Origin of the sequence: Pseudarthrobacter sulfonivorans (assembly GCF_014712225.1) — a bacterium.
In the GTDB taxonomy this organism is placed as follows: Bacteria; Actinomycetota; Actinomycetes; order Actinomycetales; family Micrococcaceae; genus Arthrobacter; species Arthrobacter sulfonivorans.
In genome coordinates this window covers 38,397-62,166 of sequence record NZ_JACXBW010000023.1, presented here as the reverse complement: position 1 = coordinate 62,166, position 23,770 = coordinate 38,397, and the positions used below count along the sequence as shown (strand labels likewise).

The window sequence follows — 23,770 nt, the reverse complement described above, 5'->3', positions numbered from 1 at the left end:
GTCGATCGGCTACTACGACAAAAAAGACATCACCCTGGACGAGCTCACCGCCCAGATGGCAGGCGGCGCCGAATTGGCCGAACTCGCGCACGAACTCGAACAACTCGGCGGCCACAGCGACGTGGTGAAGGAAGTCCAGGCCGAAGTCGCCGACGTCGCAGACGCCGCCCACGAAAGCACCACCCGGCGCCACTGAGCGCGAACGTTTACAACCAGATGGAGCAACCATGCACATGCTAATCGCCGGAACCTGGCGCGGTGCCGCCGACGGCAGGACCGAGGACGTCCGGTCACCCTTCGACGGCCGGATCATTGACACGGTTCCCGTCGCCACGGTCCAGGACGCCCACGCCGCCCTGGACCGGGCCGAGATCGGCGCCCACCTGCAGAGGTCCACGCCGGCGCACGAGCGGGTGGACATCCTCCTCCGCGCGGCTGCCCTGGCTGATGAGCGCGCCGAGGACATCGCCCAGACCATCAGCGCCGAAACCGGGAAGCCGATCACGGAAGCCCGGGGTGAAGCCAGCAGGTCAGGCAACATCATCCGCCTTGCCGCCTACGAGGGAAGCCAGTTGTACGGCTCCACTCTTCCGCTGGATGCCAACGCGGGGACCGGACAGGACAAGATCGGCTTCACCCTGCGGCAGCCTGTGGGCATCGTTGTGGCCATCACGCCGTTCAACTACCCCGCCCTGCTGGTGCTGCACAAAATCGCACCGGCGCTGGCAGCCGGCAACGCCGTCGTGCTGAAGCCTGCCCGTGCCACGCCGCTGACGGCGCTGAAACTGGCGCAGTGCTTCGTCGACGCCGGCCTGCCGGCGGAGGCGCTGTCCGTGCTGACCGGCCCCGGCAGCACCCTGGGGGATGTGCTCGTCACCGATCCCCGGGTGCGGAAGGTCTCCTTCACCGGGTCCACCGCCACGGGCACCCGGATCAGCTCGATCGCCGGGGTGAAGAAACTGTCCCTGGAGCTCGGCGCCTCATGCCCCGTGATCATCCTCCCGGACGCCGACCTGGAACTGGCTTCCAGCGCCGTCGCCGCAGGCGGCTTCATCAACTCCGGCCAGGTCTGCATCTCGGTGCAGCGGGTCATCGTGGACCGCCGCGTCGAGGCGGACTTCCTGGACGCGCTGGTGCCCAAGGTGGAGGCCATCGCTGTGGGCAACCCGAAGGAAGCCGACACCCGGCTCGGGTCACTGATCTCCGAAGAGGAAGCGATCCGGGTCCACACTTCGATCCGCGAGGCCGGGCACTCCGGCGCCAAAGTGCTCACCGGCGGCGACCGCGACGGCGCCGTGGTCACCCCGGCGGTTGTTGCCGGCGTCGACCCCCGCTCCCCGCTCAGCCGCAACGAACTGTTCGGACCCGCCGTCGCGGTTTCCTCCGCGACGGACATCGAATCAGCGATCGCCATGGCCAACGACAACGATTACGGGCTCGGCGCCGGGATCTTCACAAGCGATGTCTCCGGCAGCATCCGGGCCATGCGCCAGATCGACGCCGGCAACATCCACATCAACTGGACGCCCCTGTGGCGGGCCGACCTGATGCCCTACGGAGGGCTCAAAGGCAGCGGCATCGGCAAGGAAGGCGTCCGCTCCGCAGTGAATGAAATGACCGAAGAAAAAACGGTCATCCTGCACGGACGCCCCTGGTAACCCACCACCAACTTGGAATAAGGCAATGACCACTAACTCACAGACCATCAGGCTCACCACAGCCCAAGCCGTCATCAAATACCTGTCGGTCCAGCACTCCGTTGCGGACGGCGTCCGGCGCCGCCTGGTCCCCGCCGCGCTGGGAATCTTCGGACACGGCAACGTGGCCGGCCTCGGCCAGGCCTTCGACGAACTGGCCGACGACATGCCGTTCATCCAGGGCCGCCACGAGCAGTACATGGCCCACATTTCGACGGCGTTTGCCAAGGCGAGCCGGCGCCAGGCCGTCCTCGCCGTGACCGCATCCATTGGCCCGGGCGCCCTGAACCTTGTCACCGCCGCCGGGCTGGCAACGGTGAACAGGCTTCCGCTGCTCCTCCTGCCCGGAGACACCTACGCAACACGGCATCAGGGCCCGGTCCTGCAGCAGCTTGAGCACCCCATCGAGGCTGATGCGACGGTCAACGACGCGTTCCGGCCCGTCTCCCGCTTCTTCGACCGGATCAACCGCCCGGAGCAGCTCCTGACCGCCCTGCCGCAGGCCATGCGCGTGCTGACCAGCCCCACCGATACCGGCGCCGTGGTCATTTCGCTGCCCCAGGACGTGCAGTCCCACGCCTACGACTTCCCGGCCGAATTCTTCGAACCGCGCGACTGGAAGATCCGCCGGCCGCTGCCGGATCCCGAAGAGGTCGACGACGTCGCCCGGCTCATCCGCGCGGCCGAACGTCCGGTGATCATCGCCGGCGGCGGCATCCACTACTCGGACGCCCACGCTGCACTTGAAGCGCTGGCCGGCCAGGTGGGAATTCCCGTGGTGGAGACCTTCGGCGGCAAGGGCGCCGTGACCAAGGACGAATGGTGGCAGGTGGGCGGCGTGGGCCTGGAAGGCAACTTTGCCTCCAACACCCTCGTCAAGCAGGCCGACCTGGTCCTGAACGTCGGCACCCGGCTCACGGACTTCGCCACCGGCTCACAGTCCATCTTCGAGAACCCGGACGTCCGGTTCGCGTCCCTGAACATCGTGGACGCCGATACCCGCAAACAGGGTGCCACCGGGATCCTCGCCGACGCCCGGCTCGGGCTCGAAGCCCTGGCCCAGGCACTGGAAGGCCACAGCACCAGCGAAGCCTGGCAGGACACGGTCCAGTCCGAGAAGGCCGGCTGGGCCCCCATCCGGACCAAATGGCTCGACGCGGACACCGCCTACAACCCTGCAGACCACCCGGACGCGCCCGTCACCGAGGCCGTCCTCACCCAGCCGCAGCTGATCGGGCTGATGCAGGAGCACGCACGCTCCGGCGACACGGTCATCGCCGCTGCGGGCGGGGCTCCCGGCGACCTGCAGAAGGTCTGGGACGCCACGGGCAACCGCAACTGCCACCTGGAATTCGGTTTCTCCTGCATGGGCTACGAAATCGCCGCAGGCATGGGCGTCCGGCTGGCGGAAGGCAACAACGACAACCGCGTGGTCACGTTCATCGGCGACGGTACGTTCCTGATGGCACCCACGGAGATCCTCACCGCGGCGCAGGAAGGGCTCAACGTAACCATCATCGTCTCCGAAAACCACGGCTACCAGGTCATCCACCGCCTGCAGATGAACCGCACCGGCAAGGAATTCGGCAACGAGTTCCGCTACCGCACCAGCGGCGGCAGCGTCGCAGCTGCCGACGCCCCCAAGGCCCGGCTCGACGGCGACTACCTCAAGGTGGACCTGCGGCAGATCGCCGAAGGCCTCGGTGCACTGGCCATCCGCGCCACTACCGCAGCCGAGGTCCGGGAGGCACTGTCCTCGACCAGGGACACCCAGGGCCCGGTGGTCATCGTGGTACCCACGGTGCCCCACGTTGACCTGCCCGGCGGCGACGTCTGGTGGGACGTTGCCCCGGCGGAAGTTTCCGGCCAGGAATGGGTCCGCACGCTCCGCACCGACTACGAGAAGGCACGCGGCAGCCAGCGGTGGTTCGGATGAGCCACGGACCATTGGATGCAGGCCAGCTCCGCCGGCGCCTTGCCGACGGCGACACCACCATCGGCACGTTCGTAGGCATGTCATCGGCGACGGCGGCCGAGGTCTGCGCGGCAGCCGGCGCCGACTGGATCCTGATCGACCTCGAACACGGCTCCGGCGGCGAGGACGCGGTACGCGACGGCGTCATTGCCGCCGGCAGCTACGGCGTCCCCACCATCGTCCGGGTCGAATCCGGAGACCGCATCCGCATTGGCCGGGTCCTGGACCAGGGCGCCGCCGGGATCATGGTTCCGCGGCTGAACACCGTGGATCAGGCCGCCGAATCGGTGAAACACATGCTGTATCCGCCCCGTGGCGACCGCGGCGTGGCCACCTACAACCGCTCCTGCCGCTGGGGCATGGACCGCCGGACCCTCACCGAACCGGACCAGGAAACCCTCGGCGTCATCCAGATCGAAACCCTCGAGGCGCTGGAGTCCGTCGAAGACATCGCCGCCCAGGACGGCGTCGACGTGATCTTTGTCGGGCCGCTGGATCTTTCCTACGCCCTCGGGGTCCCGCTCCAGCTGGACAGCAACGTCTTCCAGGAGGCCCTGCAGCGCGTCGTGGCCGCGGCCCAGCTGCACAACAAGGCCGCCGGAATACTTGCCGTGGACGGCATGGGAGCCGCCAAATATGTCCGCCAGGGCTTCCGGTTCGTGGCCATCGGCTCGGACTCCACCATCATGGCGACGGCGTACCGCGACGCCTTCGACACCGCCCGCAACTGACTAACAACCAAAGGAAAGCAAGAACGTGAACGCAGAATCTCGCACCATCGGCGTCGGTCTCATCAGCGTCGGCTGGATGGGAAAGCTCCACTCCCGGGCCTACCAGACCGTCCCGTACGCCTACCCGGAGCTTGGCCTGAAGACCAAGCTCGTCATCGCCGCCGACACGGCGCCCGGCCGCGTGGACTATGCCCGCGACGTCCTGGGCTTCGCCGAAGGCACCACCGACTACAACGATGTCCTGAACCACCCGGACGTGGATGTCGTCTCCATCTGCGCCCCCAACTTTCTCCACGCTGAAATCGGCATCGCAACTGCCAGGGCAGGAAAGCATTTCTGGATCGAAAAGCCTGTTGGACGCGGGTACCAGGAAACCGCCGCCGTGCAGGAAGCCGCAGTGGATGCCGGCGTCGTAACTTCCATCGGCTACAACTACCGCCACGCTCCGGCAGTGGAGCACGCACGGAAACTGATTGCGGACGGCCGCCTGGGCCGGATCACCAACGTCCGTGCCGTTTTCTTCTCCGGCTACGCCTCCGAGCCCAACGGCGCCCTGTCCTGGCGCTTCGACCGGAAACTCGCCGGGACCGGCGTGCTGGCCGACCTGTTCAGCCACGCCACCGACCTGTGCCAGTATGTAGTCGGACCCATCGCCGAGGTCACTGCGCTGACCAGCACCGTCTACACGCAGCGGCCCAAACTGGCCATGGGATCCGGCACGCACTTCGCGGTGATCGAGAACGGTGAGATGGGGGAGGTCGAGAATGAAGACTACGCTGCAGCGCTGGTCCGCTTCGGCCCGTCCGCAGTCGGCGCAGGCGCCGTCGGCACCATCGAATCGTCCCGCGTCGCCGTCGGCCCCGAGTGCGGTTACCAGATTGAGGTTTACGGCACCGAAGGCTCCCTCAAGTGGGACTTTGAGCGCATGAACGAACTCAAGGTCTGCCTGGGACGCAACAACGACGAGCAGGGCTACACCACGGTGAACGCCAGCCCGCGCCACGGCGACTACGCCTACTTCCAGCCCGGACCCGGCAACAGCATGGGTTTTGACGACCTCAAGGTGATCGAGGCGAAGAAGTTCCTCGTCGCCGTCGCCGGCGGAGCCCAGGAAAACTCCAACATCCACGATGCCGCCTCGGCTGCCGCGATCGTCAGCGCTGCCGAAGCATCCTCACTCTCCGGCCAGTGGCAGAAGATTGAGGAAATCCAGGGCACCACGGCAGCGCGGGTCTAGCGATGACCACCGCATCCGCCCGTCGGCCCACGATCAAGGACGTGGCCGAACGCGCCGGCGTCTCCAAGTCCTTGGTCTCCCTCGTCCTGCGCGACTCACCGCGCGTCAGTGACGAACGCCGTAAGCGGGTGCTCGAAGTTGTTGAGGAAATGGGCTATGAGTTGAACCTCGCAGCCCGGTCCCTGGCAACACGCGACAACGGAACCATCGGCGTGCTGGTCAGCGACATGCACAACCCGTGGGCGTTTGACGTGGCCGACGCCGCCCGGACCGTCCTGGAAGAGGCAGGACACACCGTCCTCTTCAGTGCGGTCACGGCGGCCGGCAGGGGAGTGGACCAGTCCATCCTCCAGGCCTTCCGGGACCTGCGCGTCGCAGGCCTGCTCGTAGTGGGAACGGTGCCCGACAAGGCGCCGTTCAACCGCGCCGTTTCCGGCGGGGCCGTGGTCTTCGCCGGCGGCGGACCGGACTACATTGACACCGCAGACGTGGTCCGCAGTGACGATGCCCTCGGCATGAGCATGGTTGTTGAGCACCTGATCGCCCAGGGGCACGAGAACATCGCGCACCTGGGCGGGCTGGGCGGCTCGGTGGGCCGGGCACGCGTGGACGGATATTCGGCCGCGATGGAAGAACACGGGCTGGCCCGCCACATCCACGTGGTTGACGCCGACTTCTTCCAGGAGTCCGGCTACGTCGCCGCCCAGCGGGCGCTGGGTTCCTCGCGGTCCAGGCACCAGCGCCCCACGGCGCTGGCGTGCATCAACGACCTCGCCGCCTTCGGCGCCATGACTGCTGCCGATGAACGCGGCATCGAAGTCGCCATTACGGGATACGACAACATCGCACTGGGCGCCATGCCGCGCCTGGGACTGACCACCGTGGACCCGGACAGCTCCGGCATCGGCGTCTTCGGGGCGAAAACGCTCCTGCAGCGCATCCAGGACCGTGACTTTGACGGCGGCTTCGTCCATCAGCCGATCGTCCCGCAACTGGTCATCCGCAAGTCCAGCCTGCTCGGCCTCTAACCTCCCACCCATACCGTCACCCCGCGGGCTTTCCCAAGCCTTCCCGGGAGTGCACCCCCACATCATCAAGGATGACGATGGCTTCTCTAAGCACACCCCAAATAGTCGTAGCTCTTGGCAGCGTCGAGGCCGGCCTGGTGGAACCTGAACTGGCTCCGCACCAGCAAATCATCCACAATCCCACCGACGCGGACCTCGCCCGGGCCGATGCCGCCATTGTCCGCGCCGCCTACCGCGTGGACCGTGAACTCCTGGACCGGATGCCCGCCCTGAAGGTCATCGCCCGGACCGGCGTCGGCACCGACCTCGTGGACGTCGCGGAGGCGAACCGCCGCGGCATCCCCGTGGTCATCACACCCGGCAGCAATACGGCGTCCGTCGCCGAAGGCGTGTTCTCCCACCTGCTGGCACTGGTCAAGAAGCTCTCGACGCTGACGGCGCTGGTCCGGGACGGCCGCTGGGACGAGCGGTCCGGGGTGGCCGTCGGTGACCTGGAGGGCTTCACCCTGGGCATCATCGGTTACGGGCGCATCGGGCGCCGCGTGGCCCGGATCGCGGAGGCCTTCGACCTCAAGGTCCTGGCCTTTGATCCGTTTGCGGACGTCCCTGCCGGCATCCGCTGCGAAACTGTCGAGGAACTGCTGCGCCGCAGCGACTTCGTCACGCTGCACGTGCCTTTGACGCCGGAAAACCACAACCTCATCAACGCCGAACGGCTCGCCGTGATGCCCGCCGGAGCGGTGCTCGTCAACTGCAGCCGGGGCGGGCTCGTGGACCTGGACGCCGCGCATGAGGCCCTACTCTCCGGGCAGCTGGGCGGCCTCGGACTGGATGTCTACGATCCCGAACCACCGGCCCACCATGTCCTCTTTGATCACGGGAACGTCGTGCTGACGCCCCACCTGATGGGGTTCACCCGCCAGGGAATGGCCCACACGGTCCGCGACGCCGCCAAAGGCGCCGTGGATGTCCTGGCCGGACGCGTCCCGGCGGCCGTGGCGGCCCCGTGACGAACAGCCCCACCACACCCCATCAGGCCCACGCAGCCGCCGGCGGATCAGCCGCCGGCGGCAAACAGGAAAGGACCCTCACCCATGTCCAGTGACCGACCCCTCAAGGTTGCACTCTTCGGATCCGGCCGCATCGGCCAGGTCCACGCCCGGAACATCGCCGACCACCCCGACCTGGAACTGGCCTGGATCGCTGACCCGTTCATCAAGGGCGCGCAGGACCTCGCCGCCACCACCGGAGCCCAGGCCGTCGAAACCGCCGATGAGGTTTTCGCCAACGCCGACCTGGACGCCGTCATCATCGGCTCGCCCACCAGCACCCACGTTGACCTGATCGCCCGGGCCGCCGCCGCCGGCGTCGCCGCCCTGTGCGAAAAGCCGATCGACCTGGACATCGACCGGGTCCGCGAATGCCGTGATCAGCTCCGCGGCACCAGCAGCCCGCTGATGCTCGGCTTCAACCGCCGCTTCGACCCGAACTTCGCCTCGCTCCGCGCACGGGTTGAGGCCGGCGAAATCGGGCGCCTGGAGCAGCTGACCATCATCAGCCGCGACCCCGCCCCCGCGCCGAAGGCGTACATCGAAACCTCCGGCGGAATCTTCCGGGACCAGAGCATCCACGACCTGGACATGGCCCGGTTCTTCGTCCCGGACATCATCGAAGTCTCCGCCACCGGTTCGAACCTGTTCTGCGACTACATCGAAGAGGCCGGCGACTTCGACTCGGTGGTCATCAACCTGCGCGGACGCGGCGGGGAGCAGATCACCATCATCAATTCCCGCCACAGCGCCTACGGCCATGACCAGCGGCTGGAAGCCTTCGGCAGCGAAGGCCTGCTGACCGCCGGCAACATGGCCCCCACCACCGTCCGCAAGTACAGCGCCGCAGGCACCGAGGAGTCCGACGCCTACCTGCCGTTCTTCCTGGAACGCTACGGCCAGGCCTACCGCAATGAGCTGGACAGCTTCGTCCAGTCCATCCGCGGCGGAACCAGCTGCAGCCCGGGCTTTGACGACGGCGTAATGGCCCTCGTCCTGGCCAACGCCGCCGATGAATCCGCCAGGTCCGGCCGCGTGGTCACCATCGGAAAGGAGTAGGGAATGAACAGCCCGCTCCTCGCCGACAAGGTGGTCCTTGTCAGCGGCGGCACCCAGGGCCTCGGCGCCGGCATCGCCCGCCGGGCGGCAGCCGAAGGCGCGGCCGGAGTGGCCGTGACCGGCCGCAACGCCGACTCCGGCGAGGCACTCGCCGCCGAGCTGGAGAAGTCCGGCGTCCAGGCCCGCTTCATCAAAACCGATCTTGCCGACGTCGAGCAGGCACGCAACTCGGTGCTGGAAACCATCTCCGTGTTCGGACGGCTCGACTGCGCCGTGAACGCCGCCGGCCTCACCACCCGCGGAACCATGCTGGACACCACACCGGAACTCTTCGACGCGCACATCGCCGTCAACCTGAAGTCACCGTTTTTCATCATGGCCGAAACGATCAAACACCTCCGTGAACGCGGAGCTTCCGGCAGCATCCTGAACATCATCTCCATCGCCGAACTCGGCGGCCAGCCCTACCTGGCGCCCTACGTGGCGGCGAAGGCCGGGCTGGCAGGCGCCACCCGGAACGCCGCCCACGCGCACCGCTGGGACAAGATCAGGATCAACGGCCTGGACATCGGCTGGACGGCCACCGACGGCGAATCCGAAACCCAAAAGAAGTTCCACGGGGCAGGAGACAACTGGCTGGAAAAAGCCAACGCCTCCGTGCCGATGGGCAAGCTCGGCCAAGTGGACGAGATCGCCGAATTTGCAGTTTTTCTCCTCTCCAGCAGGAGCGGAGTGGTCACCGGCTCGGTCATTGACTGGGATCAGAACGTACTTGGAGGATCAGATTGAGCACCATCACCAGCCGCCTTGCCGCCGCCCCCATCTCCTGGGGCGTGTGTGAAGTCCCCGGGTGGGGCCACCAGCTTGAGGCAGACCGCGTCCTGTCCGAGATGACCGCCCTGGGCATCACCGCCACGGAATTCGGCCCGGCAGGCTTCCTGCCCGAGGAAGCAACCGCACGCGCTGAGGTGCTGCAGCGGCACAACCTGCAGGCCATCGGCGGATTCTTCCCGATCATCCTGCACGATGCCGCCAAGGACCCGCTCAAGGCCGTGGCGGCCGAACTGGACGCCTACCAGGCGGCAGGGGCGAGCATCATGGTGCTGGCAGCGGAAACCGGCGTCGCCGGTTATGACCAGCGGCACGAGCTCGACGCCGATGGCTGGCACCTGTTCGGCCGGAACCTGGACACCATCGTCAAGGCCGCCGCCGATCAGGGCATCCAGGCAGTGGTGCACCCGCACGTGGGCACCATGATCGAGACGACGTCGGACGTCAACCGTGTCCTGAACGACACCGCCGCGAACCTCTGCCTGGACACCGGCCACCTGCTCATCGGCGGCACGGACCCCGGCCAGCTCGCCCGGGACTACGCCGCACGCATCGGCCACACGCACCTCAAGGACGTACGCAGGGCCGTCGCGGAGCGGGTCCAGAAGGGTGAAATCTCCTACACCGACGGCGTCAAGACCGGAATGTATGTCCCCCTTGGCCAGGGGGACGTGGGAATTGCCGACATCGTCCTGCACCTCCTCGAGGCTGGCTATGGCGGTTGGTTCACGATGGAACAGGACACCATCCTCGAAGCCGCGCCGGCAGGCGACGGGCCCGTCCGGGATGTCCGGCAGTCCGTGGCGTTCCTCCGTGAGCTGGAAGCCGGGCTCGCCACATGAGCGCGGTGCGCTGGGGCGTCCTCACCACCGCCCGCATCGCCCAGGACAAGTTCCTGCCGGCCATGCAGAAGGCCCGCAACGCAACCGCCGCGGCGATCAGCAGCCCCAACGGCCGCGCCGCCGAGGTCGCTGCCCGCTTCGGCATCCCGGCCGTCTACTCATCGCATGAAGAACTCCTGGCTGATCCGGCCATCGAGGCCGTCTACCTGCCGTTTCCCAACGGACTGCACGCCGAATGGATCATCGCTGCGGCGGAGGCGGGCAAGGACATCCTCTGCGAAAAGCCGCTGGTGGGCAGTCTCGAGGACTACGCCCGCGTCGTCGAGGCCTGCGGGCGGAACGGGGTGAGCCTGATGGAGGCGTTTATGTACCGTTTCCATCCGCAGCACCAGAAAGTCCGGGAGTTCATCGACGCGGGCCGGATCGGCCCGATTGTCTCGATGCACGCGCGGTTCCACTTTGTGATGGACCGCAGCCCGGGGGAGGTCCGGCTGCAGGCGGGACTTGAGGGAGGCGCCGTCAATGACGTCGGATGCTACGCCGTCGACATCATGAACATGGTGATGGGGCGGGCTCCCGTCAGCGTGTACGCCAAGGGAACCAGCCCGGCTGACCCCGTGGAGACCACCGTCGCCGCGATCCTGGATTATGACGGCGTCATCGGAACTTTGGACTGCGGCTTTGAAGGACCCCGCGTGAACACGTTCCAGATCATCGGCACCAAGGGGCAGATCACGCTCGACAACGCCTTTGACCCGAATCCGGGGGACGCGGCCCGCGTGACGGTTTCGCTTCGGGATGGCAGTACGGAGGCCTTTGATGTCATCGAGGACCCGTTCAAGGTCGAAATTGAACGGTTCAGCATCTGGGCCCGCGACTCCGGGCAAGAGGTTGTCCATCAGGAACTGACGGAGCAAAACCTGGCCGTCCGCCTCGCCCTCCATGAATCCCTCGCCGCAGGACTCCCACGGAACGTCGAACCGGTGCACGCGGTGGAACACCACTTACTACAGGAGCAGTAACCATGACTTTCATCAACCACTTCATCAGCGGATCCGAGGCCTCAGGTTCGGGAACCGACACCAAGCCTGTCTACAACCCCGCCACGGGCGCCATCACCGCGGAGCTGCGGCTGGCCAACCAGGCGGACCTCGACACGACAGTCGCTGCGGCGAAGGCCGCGGCCGTCACCTGGGGCGACATTTCCCTGGCCAAGCGCACGGCCGTGCTGTTCAAGTTCCGGGAGCTTGTGGCATCCCACGTGGACGAGCTGGCCGCGCTGATCACCGCCGAGCACGGCAAGGTCCTGTCCGACGCGAAGGGCGAGATCGGTCGCGGCCTGGAGGTTATCGAGTTCGCGTGCGGCATCCCGCAGCTGCTCAAGGGGGAATACTCGGACCAGGTCTCCACCGGCATCGACGTGTTCTCCTTCCGCGAGCCGATCGGGGTCGTCGCCGGCATCACCCCGTTCAACTTCCCCGTGATGGTGCCGCTGTGGATGGCTCCGATGGCGATCGCCACCGGCAACGCGTTCATCCTCAAGCCCTCCCACCGCGTCCCGTCCGCGGCCATGCTGCTCGCCGATCTTTTCAAGCAGGCCGGCCTGCCCGACGGCGTGTTCCAGGTCCTGCACGGTGACCGGGAAGTGGTCTCCGGCCTCCTCACCCACCCCGACGTGGACGGCATCTCCTTCGTGGGGTCCACCCCGGTGGCCAAGCACATCAATGAAGTGGCCACCGCACACGGCAAGCGCGTCCAGGCCCTGGGCGGGGCGAAGAACCACGCCATCGTGCTGCCCGACGCCGATCTGGACAACGCCGCCGACCATCTGGCCGCCGCCGCGTTCGGCTCCGCAGGCCAGCGCTGCATGGCCATTTCCGTCGCCGTCGCCGTCGGAGATGCTGCAGATCTGCTGGTCAAGAAGGTCGAGGAGCGCGCCGTCGCCGTTCGGGTCAAGAATGGCACCGAACCCGACGCCGACATGGGCCCGGTCATCAGCGCGGACTCCAGGAACTTCATTGTCAAGACCATTGCCGAGGCGGAAGCCGCGGGCGCCGCGATGGTGGTGGACGGCCGCGACCTGGTGGTGCCCGGCCATGAGGAAGGCTTCTGGGTTGGCCCCACCGTCATCGACCACGTCAAGACCGAAATGAGCGCGTACACCGAGGAGATCTTCGGACCGGTCCTCGTCGTCGTCCGGGTCGAGGACCTGGATGCCGGAATCGCCCTGATCAACGCCAACCCCTACGGCAACGGCACGGCGATCTTCACCTCATCCGGTGCTGCGGCCCGGAAGTTCCAGCGCTCCGTGGATGTCGGGATGATCGGCATCAACGTGCCGCTGCCGGTTCCGGTTGCCTACTACTCCTTCGGCGGCTGGAAGGCGTCCCTGTTCGGCGACAAGCACATCTACGGTCCCGAAGGCGTCTCCTTCTACACCCGCGGCAAGGTGGTCACCTCACGCTGGCCCGAGGCAAGCCACGCGTCCGGCGCTTCGTACAACTTCCCTTCCAACTGAGCGCCGGGGAACCTCGTAGTCAGTGAATGCACGTAGCGGCCCGCCGGCTGATGCCGGCGGGCCGCTACGGGCGGGCTGCTAATACGGGGGTTCCGATGACGGGCGGACCGTTTACATGATGCCGGTCGGCACCAGCAGGGCCCAGGCCAGGGCGGGTGCCACCAGCACCACGCCGCCGGCGTACATCATCAGCTGCTTGTAGACGCGCTGCCGGTCGTCAGCGCGGGCGTTGGCAACCACCAGTGCACCGTCGGTGGAGAACGGGGAGACGTCCACCACGGTGGCGGCGATGGCGAGGGCGGCAACGGTTCCGGAAGCACTGAGGGAACTGGTGGCGAGCAGCGGGCCGGCCAGGGGGATGAACGCGGTGAGCAGTGCTGTGGAGGATGCGAAGGCCGAGCCGACGCCGATGACGTAGCAGAGGACCAGGGCGATGAGCAGGGGTGCGCCCAGTGCGAGGGCCTGCTCGGCGAGGGTGTCGATGACGCCTACGTGCTGGAGCAGGGAGACGTAGGTGATCATGCCGGCCACGAGCAGGACGGTGGACCAGGAGATGCCGCCGATGAAGGTCTGGTGTTCCTTGATGTTCACGAATGCCAGCAGGAGACCGGCGGCGAGGGCCACAAAGCCGATCGGCATGTGGAAGCCCAGGGTGCACACCAGCATGACGGCGATCAGGGCCAGGGTGAGGATCTGCTGGCCGTGGGGACGGCCGGTGCGGGAGGTGTCAACGTCGGCGTGCTGGCCGCCTTTGCCGTCGCGCAGCTTGCCCAGGAGGGCGAACAGGGCCACGGTGAGGGCGGAGAGGATGAGATTCAGGGCGAAGCTGGCCGCGAAGAGCGAGCCTTGGTCGATGGCGAAGCCGTTCTTTACCGAGATGTCGTGGACCAGCACGCCGGCTACGGACAGCGGGGAGAAGCCGCCGGCGTGGGCGCCGTTGATGATGAACGCGCCCATCAGGACGGGGTGGATGCGGGACTCGTAGGCGAAGCCGATGGCAGCGGGTGCCAGCAGGGCGACGGCGGCCGGGGAGAAGGTGCCCAGCGACGTCAGGGCGGCGGCGATAAGGAAGAACACCCAAGGAAGCAGCATCGTCTTGCCGCGGACGAGGCGCACACAGGTCTGGACGATGATATTGATGGTGCCGTTCCGCTGCGCCATGCTGAAGAAGTAAGTGACGCCGATGATCGTCAGGACGATGCTGGCGGGGAACTCTTCGAGGATCTGCTTGTCGCTCATGCCGAGCATGAAGTACCCGACGCCAAAGGAGGCCACCAGGCCCATCACCCCGATGTTCAGCGGCCATTTTGTGGCGACGACGAACATTACGACGAGGATGACCAGGGGGATGATCTGGGTGGCGGTCATGGTCGGCTCCGATTCCGGGGTGGCTGCCGGGTTGAAGATGGCACCCCCGAACACGAGGGCGACCAGACCCAGGATCGCGGTCGCGGCTACCGCTATCAGCAGGATACGGCGGCTGGGACGCTTGGCAGGGACTTTCCGGGTATCGCGCTCTGCTTCGGAAGCAGGCTCGTAAATGGTTTTAGTCATGATCTTGGCTCCTCATTGAGTGGCTGATGCGAGTGAGGCTTCGACGGCGTTGCCGAGGGCCTCGGGGAGGTGGATGACTGTGGTGGCAATGGTGCGGGCAGTCCGGTCGACGCCGACCAGCAGAGTCCCGTCGCGCTCCTCGCTCCAGGTCTCGATCACCCCTGCAGGGGTGCGAAGCCGCAGCGTGGCCCGCGGGGTGTCGCCGGTGATGCTGCTGAGTACGGTGCCCGGTGTCCGTGCGGCGAGAGTCAGGGCGACGCTCCCGGTGATGGCCAGGGCCGGGTGGGGCTTGCCCATCGAGAGCATCATGACGTTGACGTCGCTGTCCGCGTCCGGCTGGGCGGGGGAGGCGACGATCGCGAGCTTGGGGATGGCGCGGGCGGCAGCGGCAACGGTTGGTGCCAGCCCCATCCGGACGGCTGCCTGGCGACGGATGTGCTCCAGCGTTTCCAGCTGCAGTTCCACCCCGGCTGCCCAGCTGTCGTACCGGGCGGGGTCAAGGCCGAGCTCATCAGCGCGGACGATCACCACCGGGGCGCCGGCGTCGACCATTGATACAGTCCAGCGCGTTCCGCCCGCGGTTATCGTGTCGGTGGCGGCGCCGGTGGGCAGGAGATTTCCAGTGGTCTTGCCGGCCGGGTCCTGAAAGCCGAGTCCCACCCGGTAGCCCGGAAACGCAACCCCGGGCATGTGCGCGTCCGGAACGATGGGCAGGGCCCCTGCGGGAGTGGCCACGCGCTGGATGATGATCTGGCCGGTGTTCGTGTTGCGGGTGACGATCCGGGTGACGTCTCCGCGGGGGACCACCCACCCCTTTTCAATCGCGTAAAGTCCCACCACCGCGGAGCAGTTCCCGCAATTGCTGCCCCAGTCCACCGCGGCCTCTTCGATGCCGACCTGGGCGAAGGTGAACTCGACGTCGACATCCGCATCGGACGGCCGCCGAAGGATCATGGCTTTGCTGGTGGTCGACGTTGCCCCGCCGACACCATCAATCTGCCTGTGGTCGGGACTTCCGAACAGCCGGGGAAGCAGCTCATCCAGGCTGGTGCGGGTCTGGTCCAGGTGCTCCGTTTCGAAGACCCAGCACTTGCTGGTGCCTCCGCGCATCCATTCAGCTTCTATCTTCATTGTCTTTCCCACATCTCTCGGGCCGCGCATTCGGTTCAGGGGCCTGATAAGAGAATGAGCCGAATCACATATGAAGACAATGTTCAATATGTGAGGGACTATGTAGGTTTGCTTCAATCATTGTGGGGTCAACGCTAGAGAACGGCCAGCCGGTCAATTCACGGCACTATATGCCGCTGCTGGCACGCCGATCTGCGGACAACTGCATAGAATGAACCAATACAACAGAAGGGTGAAGTTTTGCTTCACGATGAGAGCCAAGAATTATTCGACATCCGCCGCCTGGCCCTGCTGGTTGAGGTCGTGGAGCAGGGCTCCATCACCGCTGCGGCTGATTTGATGATGTACACGCCGTCGGCCGTTTCCCAGCAGCTGCGGAAGCTGGAGCAGGAAGTGGGGCAGCCCCTGCTCAACCGCCGCTCCCGGGGAGTAGTGCCCACCGAGGCCGGGCAGGTGCTGGCCGGGCACGCCCGCAGGATCATCGGTCAGATGCGGGCAGCTCAATCTGACCTGGACCAGATCGCCGGCCTCAGGCGCGGTTCCCTGACCGTGGGAACGTTTCCCACCCTCGCCGGATCATTTTTGCCCGTTGTCATCCGGGCCTTCAAGAAGCGGTACCCGGCAATTGGCCTCTCGGTGCGCAGCGCGCGCTTTGACGAACTGGTGTCAGACCTCCAGTCCGGCGTCACCGGACTGTGCCTGCTCTGGGACTATCCCTGGAATAGGTTCCACGACGACTCCATCCGGGTAACAGAAGTCTTCCAGGAGAGCACAGTAATCCTCGTAGCCCGCGGGCATCCGCTTGCTGACCGGGATGAGGTGAAGATGGAGGAGCTGCGGAAGGAGTCCTGGATAGTTCGCGCGGAGGCCCACCCGGTGGTTGAGGTCCTGCAGCGCTCGGCGCACGACGCCGGATTCGAGCCGACGATCGGCTTCCTGGCCAACGACTACCAGGAGGCCCAGGCCATGGTCAGTGTCGGCATGGGCGTGGCCATGGTGCCCAAAACCGCAGTGGCCCTCCAGCACCCCGACGTGCGGGTCATCAGTCTCGGTGCTGCGGCCCCCATGCGGCGCGTATTGCTGGCCCAGCGCCAGGACAAGGTCTATGCCCCGGCAGAGGTCGCCTTCCACTCCACTCTCCTGGAAATCGCCCGGGAGCACGTGGGCGACTACCTCTAGGGAGAGCTGCGACGGGTCATGAGGCGACGATCCGTTGGACAGCTTCACGGACAGTGCTGACCGGCATGGGCTTGAGGGAGAGCGCCCGGTGGATGGTCAGGCCTTCAATCAAGGCGTCAAGCATTAAGGCCGTATCTGGCTCGAAGTGGCGTTCGAGGGCCCTGCGGCTGCGCGCCATCCAGGCGTTGGTGATGGTGCGTATCTCGGGCCGGCGGGCAGCCAGGGAGTACAACTCGTACGTGGCCACCATCGCTTCACGCCGGTTCAGTACGGTGCCGGTGATCAGTCCGACGATCGCCTCCACCGCCTCCACTGGGGTCCGGGCCTGCATCATGGCCTGATCGAAGGCATCGGCGGCGTGCTCGGCCAGCCGGGTGAAGGCGGCCTCCAGCAATTCGTCCATGCCGGCAAAGTGGTAGGTCATGGAGCCCAAGGGAACCTCCGCGGCCGCGGCAACACGCCGGTGGGAGGTCCCGGCAACGCCGTGCTCGGCGATTACTGCCAGAGCTACATCGATGAGCCGTTCCCTGCGGTCGGGATCGTGCCGGCGCTGGCGGTGCCCCGGCGGCGTGCCGGTAGCGGCATTGGCCGACGACGGCGTCATGCCGGGTCGATCGGATCGGTCTCGTTGAGGTGCCGAACCACGCGGGCGGGGTTGCCCACCACCACGACGTTCGCCGGGACCTCGCGTGTGACCACGGCGCCGGCGCCGACGACGGAGTTTTCCCCCACGGTCACGCCGGGCAGGATGATTGCCCCGCCGCCAATCCAGACGTTGTCCCCGATGGTGATGGGCTTCGCGCCTTCAACTTTCGCGCGGCGCGGTTCGGGAGCTACCGGGTGGGTGGGCGTCAGTAGCTGGACGTTCGGTCCGATCTGAACGTCATCGCCAATGGTGATGCGGGCGACGTCGAGGGCCGTCAGGTTGTAGTTGATGAACGTCCTGGCCCCAATGGAGATGTAGCTGCCGTAATCCACGCGAAGCGGCGGGCGCACTTCCGTATCTGCGCCCAGTGAGCCCACGAGCTCCGCCAGGATCGCGTTGCCTGCTGCCGGGTCGGATGGCCAGGTCTGTTCGAAGCGGAACGACAGCTCGATGGCCCGGCGGTTCGCAGCCGCCAAATCCGGATCGTCGGCGATGTAGTCGTCACCGTCCAGCATCCGCTGACGCATGCTGCGGCCGTCGTCGATCAAGTGCTTGTTCTCCATGGCTCTCCTTTGGCGAAATCGGTTAGGTACAACCGTACATTACATGTGTACGGCCGTACCTATGGGTGGCTAAAGGCAGTACGTACGAGGAGTATGATTTACGCCGTCGGCCAACGCATAAGGTCCTTGCCCGTCAACACCACGCCCCGCCACGAGCAGCCGGGCCAACCCCTGAAAGGTCACTATGGAAGCGCTGTGGGAAATCGCCGGCTGGTCGGGCGCGGCTCTCATTCTGAGTGCCTATCTGTCGGTGTCCATGGGCTGGTTGAAGGCCGGCAGACGCTTCCAGACGGCGAACCTCATTGGCGCCTGTGCCTTCATTGTTAATGGTGCGGTCCACGAGGCGTGGCCTTCCGTGGTCACGAATATTGCCTGGTTCCTCATTTCCGGCATCGCGCTTCTTCGCATGCGATCCGCGGGCCAGCCGTCTGTGACGGCTCCTGACGAGACGCAGGTCCAGTTCCCCGGCGTCCCTGACACGACCGGCCAGATTGCTGTTGTTCAGGCCATTACGGCTGCCGTTCAGGGTGACGTCGAGGGACGCGCGGCCGCATGCGAAGCCAGCCTGCGCGACAGCCACGCAGCGGACTCCGCGCGCGTAAAACACTGACGCAAACAAGTTCACGCTCAGGGACGGGAAAGTCACCGAGGTCAACGAGTTTCAAGAGGACACGGCCAAGGCTTCCGAATTCTGGGCTTGACGTGGAGGGTCTGGTCGACGGCGCAGACGCATACTGTTCTGTCCGCCGCCGGTGACGGCGTCTACGAGCCCGCTGCCGACGATTCTTCCCTGCTGCCGGATGTCCACGGTGGCGCGGTGAGCTCACACCAGTCGTCGATGCGTCGCTGCGTCATGTGGTGGTCCCTCCGTGGCCACCCAGCCCGGTGCAACGGCGTAGGCCGGGATATTCTCCTTGGTGTGGGACGCGTAGCCCCCGGCCGGGTTCTGCGTAAAGGCAACGACGGCGGCCGTGGACACGTTGTAGGCGATGTGCTCTGGCGCCGGATACAGGCCGCACTGGGAGTCGTTGTTCACGATCCGGCCGGCGACGACGGCCGGACTCACCTGCCGCTGTGTGGGGGTGCTGGCTTTGGAGCGTATTTACCTGCGTGAACCGGTCGCAGCATGAATGTCAGACCCTCCCACTAGCCTGAAAGTATCCGGCGGCGGGGAGGTCGGAAGTGGTTTCTCGGAGGAGGTGCGGTATGGAAGTTCAGGCGTTCGTTACCGATGACGAGACATGGGTTCCTGCCGTCGCATTCACGGAGCGCTGGGATTCGCCCCTGACCGGCACGGTCAGCTTCCCGCTTCCCTCTTTCCTGACGGCCGACGAAGCGCTGGAGGTGGCGGGGGCCGCCGACCGGCTCATCGCTTGGGGAACCGCCGTGAAGTACGGCGCCCTGGCCCGGGTCGAAGAAGCGGTCGGCGAAGATGCTCCACCGCGGCAAGAGGCCCAGCCGGTACGGTTTGGCGGGGAAGAAGTCCGTGCGCTGGCCGTCGCCGAAGTGTCCACTGCCTGTGCCCTCTCGGAGGGCACTGCCGCACGCTCATTGAGAGATGCAGCGGATCTGGCGACGTCCCAGTGGGAAGTCCTGGAAGCGCTTGAGGCGGGCAAAATTTCCGACGCGCACGCCCGGATCATCCTCGACCAGGCCCGTTCCCTTCCTCCCGGGCAGGCCGAAAAATTTGCATCAGCGGCCCTGCAGCGCACGCGGACGCGGCAGGGGCGCCGCCGCACACCGTCCGAATTGCGCGCCTGCCTGAGGCGGCTGCGCGAGCACCTCCACCCCGAAAGCCTCACGGCCCGCAAAGAGTCTGCGCAGCGGGAGCGCGGTGTATGGTTTTCCGCCGAGCCTGACGGAATGTGCACGCTGTCCGCGTATCTCACGGCGGACGTCGGGATGGCGATCTACAACGGACTCGATCGCGATGCGCGGCAGGCCAATGCGCGGGCTGCAGAGCTCAGAAGCCTTCCAGGGCACGGCACGGCTGAATCCCGCGCCGCTTCCGGGGTTGGCGGTGCTTCCGATTCCGGCTCCACTTCCGATTCCGGCACATTGTCAGAGCTTCGCGCTGATGCTCTGGCGTACCGTCTTTTTGGTGGCTCTGACGAGCTCTTTGGTGGATCTGACGGGGAGGAATCCGGAGCATTCCGTGCCGAAGTCAGCGTGACCATTCCCGTCAATAGTGTTCTCGGCGGCCAGGACATTGAAATGGCTGAGCTTGAAGGCTACGGTCCCCTCGATGCTGCCACGGCGCGGCGCTTGGCGGCCCTAGCTCCCACATGGCAGCGGCTATTGACCGACTTCACCACGGGCCAGGCCCTGGGCGTTGGCCGAGCGGCCTACCGTCCGCCGAAGGCTCTGCGCCGGTATCTGTATTCTCGTGACGGCACCTGCCGATTCCCCGGATGCATGCGTCGGGCCACCGCCTGCGAACCCGATCACACCATCGAGTGGCAGGACGGCGGTACTACCGACGCCGGCAACCTGGCATTGCTTTGCCGACGCCACCATGCGCTGAAGTCCATCGGCGCCTGGAGCTATAGACAGTCGTCACCCACGGGGGATCTCGAGTGGTGTTCACCGCTGGGCCGGGAATATTCCACCGAACCAGCGAACGTCGGCAAGGTTGTTTATCCGCTCCAGCAGCCAGAGCCGCCGCCGTTCTAGGCATGCCCCGTTTGATACCTCAGTCCAGCGCGTCGATCTGGCCTGTCTGGATGCCTTCCACCGACTTCACATACGCGCGGCCAACGGTATCGGCAGGCACCTGCGAGCATCCGGGAAAGCCTGGCCGAGGACCTTGGCCGCGACCACCGGGGTACCGCCATTTTCCCCGAGCCCCGCGCGCCATGGACAACCCCATCCACCAGGCCTAAACTTGCTGCGCTGGGACCCCGACAATGGTGTTGGAAAGGGTTCGCGATGGGAAATCAGGAAGACGCCGCACTGGTGCGGCGCGGCTATGAAGCCTTCAATTCAGGGGACATAGAAACGCTCAAAGGCCTCTTCGCCCCTGATGCGGTCTGGCGCGTCGGCGGAAGCGGCGGCCTCGCGGGGGTCAAACAAGGGCCAGACGAGATCTTGGCGTATTTCGGTGAGCTGTTTTCGCGGTCAGGCGGCACGGCAAAAGCTGAACTTCAGGATGTCATCGCCGGTGAGAGCCACACGGTCGCCCTGCAAACTGCTCAGGCACAGCGGAGCGGCCAGTCCATGGAGCAGCACGGCGTCATCGTCTTCACGCTCAGGGACGGGAAAGTCACCGAGGTCAATGAGTTTCAAGAGGACACGGCCAAGGCCGCCGAGTTCTGGTCTTAACGGCTGTATCAGGAAGCGTGCTCCGGGCCGGCCGCGTCTGCGACCGGCCCGGACGCATTCATCAGCGCAGGTCGAAGCGGTCCAGCTCCATGACCTTCACCCAGACGGCCACGAAGTCCTTGACGAACTTCTCCCCGCCGTCATCGCTCGCGTAGACCTCTGCCAGGGCCCGGAGCTGGGAGTTGGAGCCGAACACCAGGTCCACGGGCGTGGCGGTCCACTTCAGCTCCCCGGTGGCGACGTCGGTGATCTCGTAGACGTTCTCCTCCGATTCCGATGCCTTCCACTTGCTCCCTGGGGAGAGCAGGTTGACGAAGAAATCGTTCGTCAGCGTCTGGGGCCTGTCGGTGAGGACACCGTGGGTGGAGCCCCCGACGTTGGTGCCGAGGGCGCGCATGCCGCCCACCAGCACCGTCATCTCCGGGGCGGAAAGATCCAGCAGGTACGCCTTGTCCAGCAGGAGGGTCTCCGGCTGGAGCTTCTCGCCGGCGCGTACATAGTTGCGGAACCCGTCCGCCCGCGGCTTCAGGTACTGGAAGGACTCGACGTCGGTCTGGTCCTGGGCGGCGTCGGTGCGTCCCGGCCGGAACGGCACGGTGACGTCGAAGCCGGCATCCTTCGCGGCCTTCTCCACCGCCGCGCAGCCGCCGAGGACGATCAGGTCTGCCAGTGAGACTTTCTTGCCCCCGGTCTGGGCGGAGTTGAACTGCTGCTGCACCGTCTCAAGCGCCTGCAGCGCCGTCGAAAGCTGCTCGGTTTCGTTGGTCTCCCAGCTGCGCTGGGGCTCCAAACGAATGCGCGCGCCGTTGGCGCCGCCGCGCCTGTCGGTCTTGCGGTAGGTGGACGCGGCGGCCCATGCCGTGCCCGCGAGCTGCGAGACGGACAGGCCCGAGTCCACCAGTTTCGCCTTGAGCGAGGCGATGTCCTGCTCGTTGATGAGTTCGTGGTCCACGTCCGGGACAGGGTCCTGCCAGAGCTGGGCCTCCGGGACCCAGGGCCCGAGCATGTGGGGGCCGACGGGGCCCATGTCGCGGTGCAGCAGCTTGTACCAGGCCTTGGCAAACGCGAGCGCGAAGTCGTCCGGGTTCTCCAGGAAGCGCCGCGAGATCTTCTCGTAGGCCGGGTCCACGCGCAGCGCGAGGTCTGTGGTGAGCATCGTGGGCCGGTGCTTCTTTCCGGGATCGTGGGCGTCCGGGATGATCTCCTCCGCGTCCTTGGCCACCCACTGGTGCGCTCCCGCGGGGCTCTTAACAAGCTCCCACTCGTGCGCGAACAGGATCTCGAAGAAGCGGTTGCTCCACTCGGTAGGCCGATCCGTCCAGGTAACCTCCAGGCCGGAGGTGATGGTGTCAGGGCCGTTGCCGGTCCCGTAGGTGCTGAGCCAGCCCAGGCCCTGCGTCTCGAGGTTGGCGGCCTCGGGCTCGGGGCCCACGTGCGCGTCGGCGTCGCCAGCCCCGTGGGTCTTGCCGAACGTGTGGCCGCCGGCGATCAGCGCCAGGGTCTCTTCGTCGTTCATCGCCATGCGCTTGAAGGTCTCGCGGATGAACGCCGCGGCCGCGAGCGGGTCCGGGTTGCCCATCGGACCCTCGGGGTTGACGTAGATCAGGCCCATCTCCGTGGAGCCGACCTCCTCCGACATCTGGCCCTCACCTATGTACCGCTCATCGCCGAGCCAGGTGTCCTCCGGTCCCCAGAAAATCTCCTCGGGCTCCCACACGTCTTCGCGGCCGAAAGCGAAGCCAAAGGTTTTGAAGCCCATGGACTCGAGGGCGACGTTCCCTGCCAGGACAATCAGGTCGGCCCAGGAAAGCTTTTGGCCGTACTTCTGCTTGACGGGCCAGAGCAGCCGCCGGGCCTTGTCCAGGTTGGCGTTGTCCGGCCAGCTGTTCAGCGGCGCGAAGCGCTGGCTGCCGTCCCCGGCGCCACCGCGGCCGTCATGGACGCGGTAGGTGCCGGCCGCATGCCAGCTGAGGCGGATCATGAGGCCGCCGTAGTGGCCGAAGTCCGCGGGCCACCAGTCCTGGGAGGTGGTCAGGACCTGGGTGATGTCCTGCTTGAGTGCCTCGACGTCGAGCTTCTGGAACTCCTCCCGGTAGCTGAACGTGGGGCCGAGCGGGTTGCCCGCCTGGTTGTGGGCGTGGAGCACGGAGAGGTCCAGCTGGTTCGGCCACCAGTCCGCGACCGTGCGGGGCCGGTGCCCCTTGGGCTGCGGCGAATCGATCGCCGGGTTCTCGCTCTCGCTGCCGTGCGAGGTCACGCTGCCGTGGGCCACCGGGCAGCCGCCCTCGACCTTGCTGTCCAGGCCTTGGGCACTTCCAGGGGTGGGGATCGGGGGGTGTTCCGGGCGATCGGTCATGAGCTTCCTTCCATCTGGCCGAGGCCGTGGAGCGGACTCGGGCGGCCGGTTCA

At 66.3% G+C, this 23,770-nt stretch carries 21 protein-coding genes and 1 pseudogene; 16 read left to right on the top strand and 6 right to left on the bottom strand.

Annotation, left to right across the window (positions count from 1 at the left end):
• From IAQ70_RS21060 to IAQ70_RS21005, 12 genes and pseudogenes are all read left to right on the top strand, one after another.
• Nucleotides 1–196, top strand: a pseudogene (locus IAQ70_RS21060) (sugar ABC transporter ATP-binding protein); the annotation flags it as partial.
• Nucleotides 197–227: 31 nt separating this feature from the next.
• Nucleotides 228–1,658 (top strand): aldehyde dehydrogenase family protein, encoded by a 1,431-nt coding sequence (locus IAQ70_RS21055; RefSeq protein ID WP_190991897.1) that lies wholly within the window; start codon nt 228–230, stop codon nt 1,656–1,658.
• A 25-nt stretch (nt 1,659–1,683) separates the two neighbouring features.
• Nucleotides 1,684–3,633 (top strand): 3D-(3,5/4)-trihydroxycyclohexane-1,2-dione acylhydrolase (decyclizing), encoded by a 1,950-nt coding sequence (gene iolD / locus IAQ70_RS21050; RefSeq protein WP_190991896.1) that lies wholly within the window; start codon nt 1,684–1,686, stop codon nt 3,631–3,633.
• Nucleotides 3,630–4,403, top strand: a complete 774-nt coding sequence (locus IAQ70_RS21045; protein ID WP_190991895.1) for an HpcH/HpaI aldolase family protein — start codon at nt 3,630–3,632, stop codon at nt 4,401–4,403. The genes iolD and IAQ70_RS21045 overlap by 4 nt, the downstream gene beginning before the upstream one ends.
• A 25-nt stretch (nt 4,404–4,428) precedes the next feature.
• Nucleotides 4,429–5,640, top strand: coding sequence for a Gfo/Idh/MocA family protein (locus IAQ70_RS21040; RefSeq protein ID WP_190991894.1), 1,212 nt, complete (start codon nt 4,429–4,431; stop codon nt 5,638–5,640).
• A 2-nt stretch (nt 5,641–5,642) separates the two neighbouring features.
• Nucleotides 5,643–6,668, top strand: coding sequence for a LacI family DNA-binding transcriptional regulator (locus IAQ70_RS21035; RefSeq protein ID WP_190991893.1), 1,026 nt, complete (start codon nt 5,643–5,645; stop codon nt 6,666–6,668).
• Between the two features lie 77 nt (nt 6,669–6,745).
• Nucleotides 6,746–7,678 (top strand): NAD(P)-dependent oxidoreductase, encoded by a 933-nt coding sequence (locus IAQ70_RS21030; RefSeq protein WP_190991892.1) that lies wholly within the window; start codon nt 6,746–6,748, stop codon nt 7,676–7,678.
• Nucleotides 7,679–7,762: 84 nt separating this feature from the next.
• Nucleotides 7,763–8,776 (top strand): inositol 2-dehydrogenase, encoded by a 1,014-nt coding sequence (iolG, locus tag IAQ70_RS21025; RefSeq protein ID WP_190991891.1) that lies wholly within the window; start codon nt 7,763–7,765, stop codon nt 8,774–8,776.
• Between the two features lie 3 nt (nt 8,777–8,779).
• Nucleotides 8,780–9,565, top strand: coding sequence for an SDR family oxidoreductase (locus tag IAQ70_RS21020; protein WP_190991890.1), 786 nt, complete (start codon nt 8,780–8,782; stop codon nt 9,563–9,565).
• Nucleotides 9,562–10,449, top strand: coding sequence for a sugar phosphate isomerase/epimerase family protein (locus IAQ70_RS21015; protein ID WP_190991889.1), 888 nt, complete (start codon nt 9,562–9,564; stop codon nt 10,447–10,449). Before IAQ70_RS21020 ends, IAQ70_RS21015 begins: the two co-directional genes overlap by 4 nt.
• Nucleotides 10,446–11,471, top strand: coding sequence for a Gfo/Idh/MocA family protein (locus IAQ70_RS21010; RefSeq protein WP_190991888.1), 1,026 nt, complete (start codon nt 10,446–10,448; stop codon nt 11,469–11,471). The genes IAQ70_RS21015 and IAQ70_RS21010 overlap by 4 nt, the downstream gene beginning before the upstream one ends.
• 2 nt (nt 11,472–11,473) lie before the next feature.
• The gene (locus IAQ70_RS21005) at nt 11,474–12,967 is read left to right on the top strand and encodes a CoA-acylating methylmalonate-semialdehyde dehydrogenase (RefSeq protein ID WP_190991887.1); all 1,494 of its coding nucleotides are present in this window, start codon (nt 11,474–11,476) and stop codon (nt 12,965–12,967) included.
• Nucleotides 12,968–13,078: 111 nt separating this feature from the next.
• Here the strand turns inward: IAQ70_RS21005 and IAQ70_RS21000 are convergent, their stop codons facing one another.
• Together IAQ70_RS21000 and IAQ70_RS20995 are read right to left on the bottom strand one after the other, a co-directional pair.
• Nucleotides 13,079–14,521, bottom strand: coding sequence for an SLC13 family permease (locus tag IAQ70_RS21000; RefSeq protein WP_190991886.1), 1,443 nt, complete (start codon nt 14,519–14,521; stop codon nt 13,079–13,081).
• Nucleotides 14,522–14,533: 12 nt separating this feature from the next.
• Nucleotides 14,534–15,652 carry a PrpF domain-containing protein gene (locus IAQ70_RS20995; protein WP_190991885.1) on the bottom strand — a complete coding sequence of 373 codons (1,119 nt, stop codon included), beginning with the start codon at nt 15,650–15,652 and terminating at the stop codon, nt 14,534–14,536.
• 240 nt (nt 15,653–15,892) lie between these two features.
• On the opposite strand from IAQ70_RS20995, the gene IAQ70_RS20990 reads away from it, so the two are divergent.
• Complete coding sequence (locus tag IAQ70_RS20990; protein ID WP_190991884.1) at nt 15,893–16,831, top strand: LysR family transcriptional regulator; 939 nt, start codon at nt 15,893–15,895, stop codon at nt 16,829–16,831.
• 16 nt (nt 16,832–16,847) lie between these two features.
• Here the strand turns inward: IAQ70_RS20990 and IAQ70_RS20985 are convergent, their stop codons facing one another.
• Together IAQ70_RS20985 and IAQ70_RS20980 are read right to left on the bottom strand one after the other, a co-directional pair.
• On the bottom strand, nt 16,848–17,435 hold the full coding sequence (locus IAQ70_RS20985) for a TetR/AcrR family transcriptional regulator (RefSeq protein ID WP_190991883.1): 588 nt from the start codon (nt 17,433–17,435) through the stop codon (nt 16,848–16,850).
• On the bottom strand, nt 17,432–18,040 hold the full coding sequence (locus IAQ70_RS20980) for a sugar O-acetyltransferase (RefSeq protein WP_190991882.1): 609 nt from the start codon (nt 18,038–18,040) through the stop codon (nt 17,432–17,434). The genes IAQ70_RS20985 and IAQ70_RS20980 overlap by 4 nt, the downstream gene beginning before the upstream one ends.
• Nucleotides 18,041–18,224: 184 nt before the next feature.
• Between IAQ70_RS20980 and IAQ70_RS20975 the strand changes: the two genes are divergently transcribed.
• Nucleotides 18,225–18,650 carry a CBU_0592 family membrane protein gene (locus tag IAQ70_RS20975; protein ID WP_190991881.1) on the top strand — a complete coding sequence of 142 codons (426 nt, stop codon included), beginning with the start codon at nt 18,225–18,227 and terminating at the stop codon, nt 18,648–18,650.
• A gap of 213 nt (nt 18,651–18,863) precedes the next feature.
• On the opposite strand, the gene IAQ70_RS20970 is transcribed toward IAQ70_RS20975, so the two are convergent.
• Nucleotides 18,864–19,106, bottom strand: a complete 243-nt coding sequence (locus tag IAQ70_RS20970) for an SDR family NAD(P)-dependent oxidoreductase (RefSeq protein ID WP_317983732.1) — start codon at nt 19,104–19,106, stop codon at nt 18,864–18,866.
• A 140-nt stretch (nt 19,107–19,246) separates the two neighbouring features.
• Between IAQ70_RS20970 and IAQ70_RS20965 the strand changes: the two genes are divergently transcribed.
• Nucleotides 19,247–20,713 (top strand): HNH endonuclease signature motif containing protein, encoded by a 1,467-nt coding sequence (locus IAQ70_RS20965; protein ID WP_190991880.1) that lies wholly within the window; start codon nt 19,247–19,249, stop codon nt 20,711–20,713.
• Nucleotides 20,714–20,968: 255 nt separating this feature from the next.
• On the top strand, nt 20,969–21,361 hold the full coding sequence (locus tag IAQ70_RS20960) for a nuclear transport factor 2 family protein (protein WP_190991879.1): 393 nt from the start codon (nt 20,969–20,971) through the stop codon (nt 21,359–21,361).
• Nucleotides 21,362–21,422: 61 nt separating this feature from the next.
• Here IAQ70_RS20960 and katG read toward each other — a convergent pair whose 3' ends face one another.
• Nucleotides 21,423–23,717, bottom strand: a complete 2,295-nt coding sequence (gene katG, locus IAQ70_RS20955) for a catalase/peroxidase HPI (RefSeq protein WP_190991878.1) — start codon at nt 23,715–23,717, stop codon at nt 21,423–21,425.
• Nucleotides 23,718–23,770: the final 53 nt, after the last annotated feature.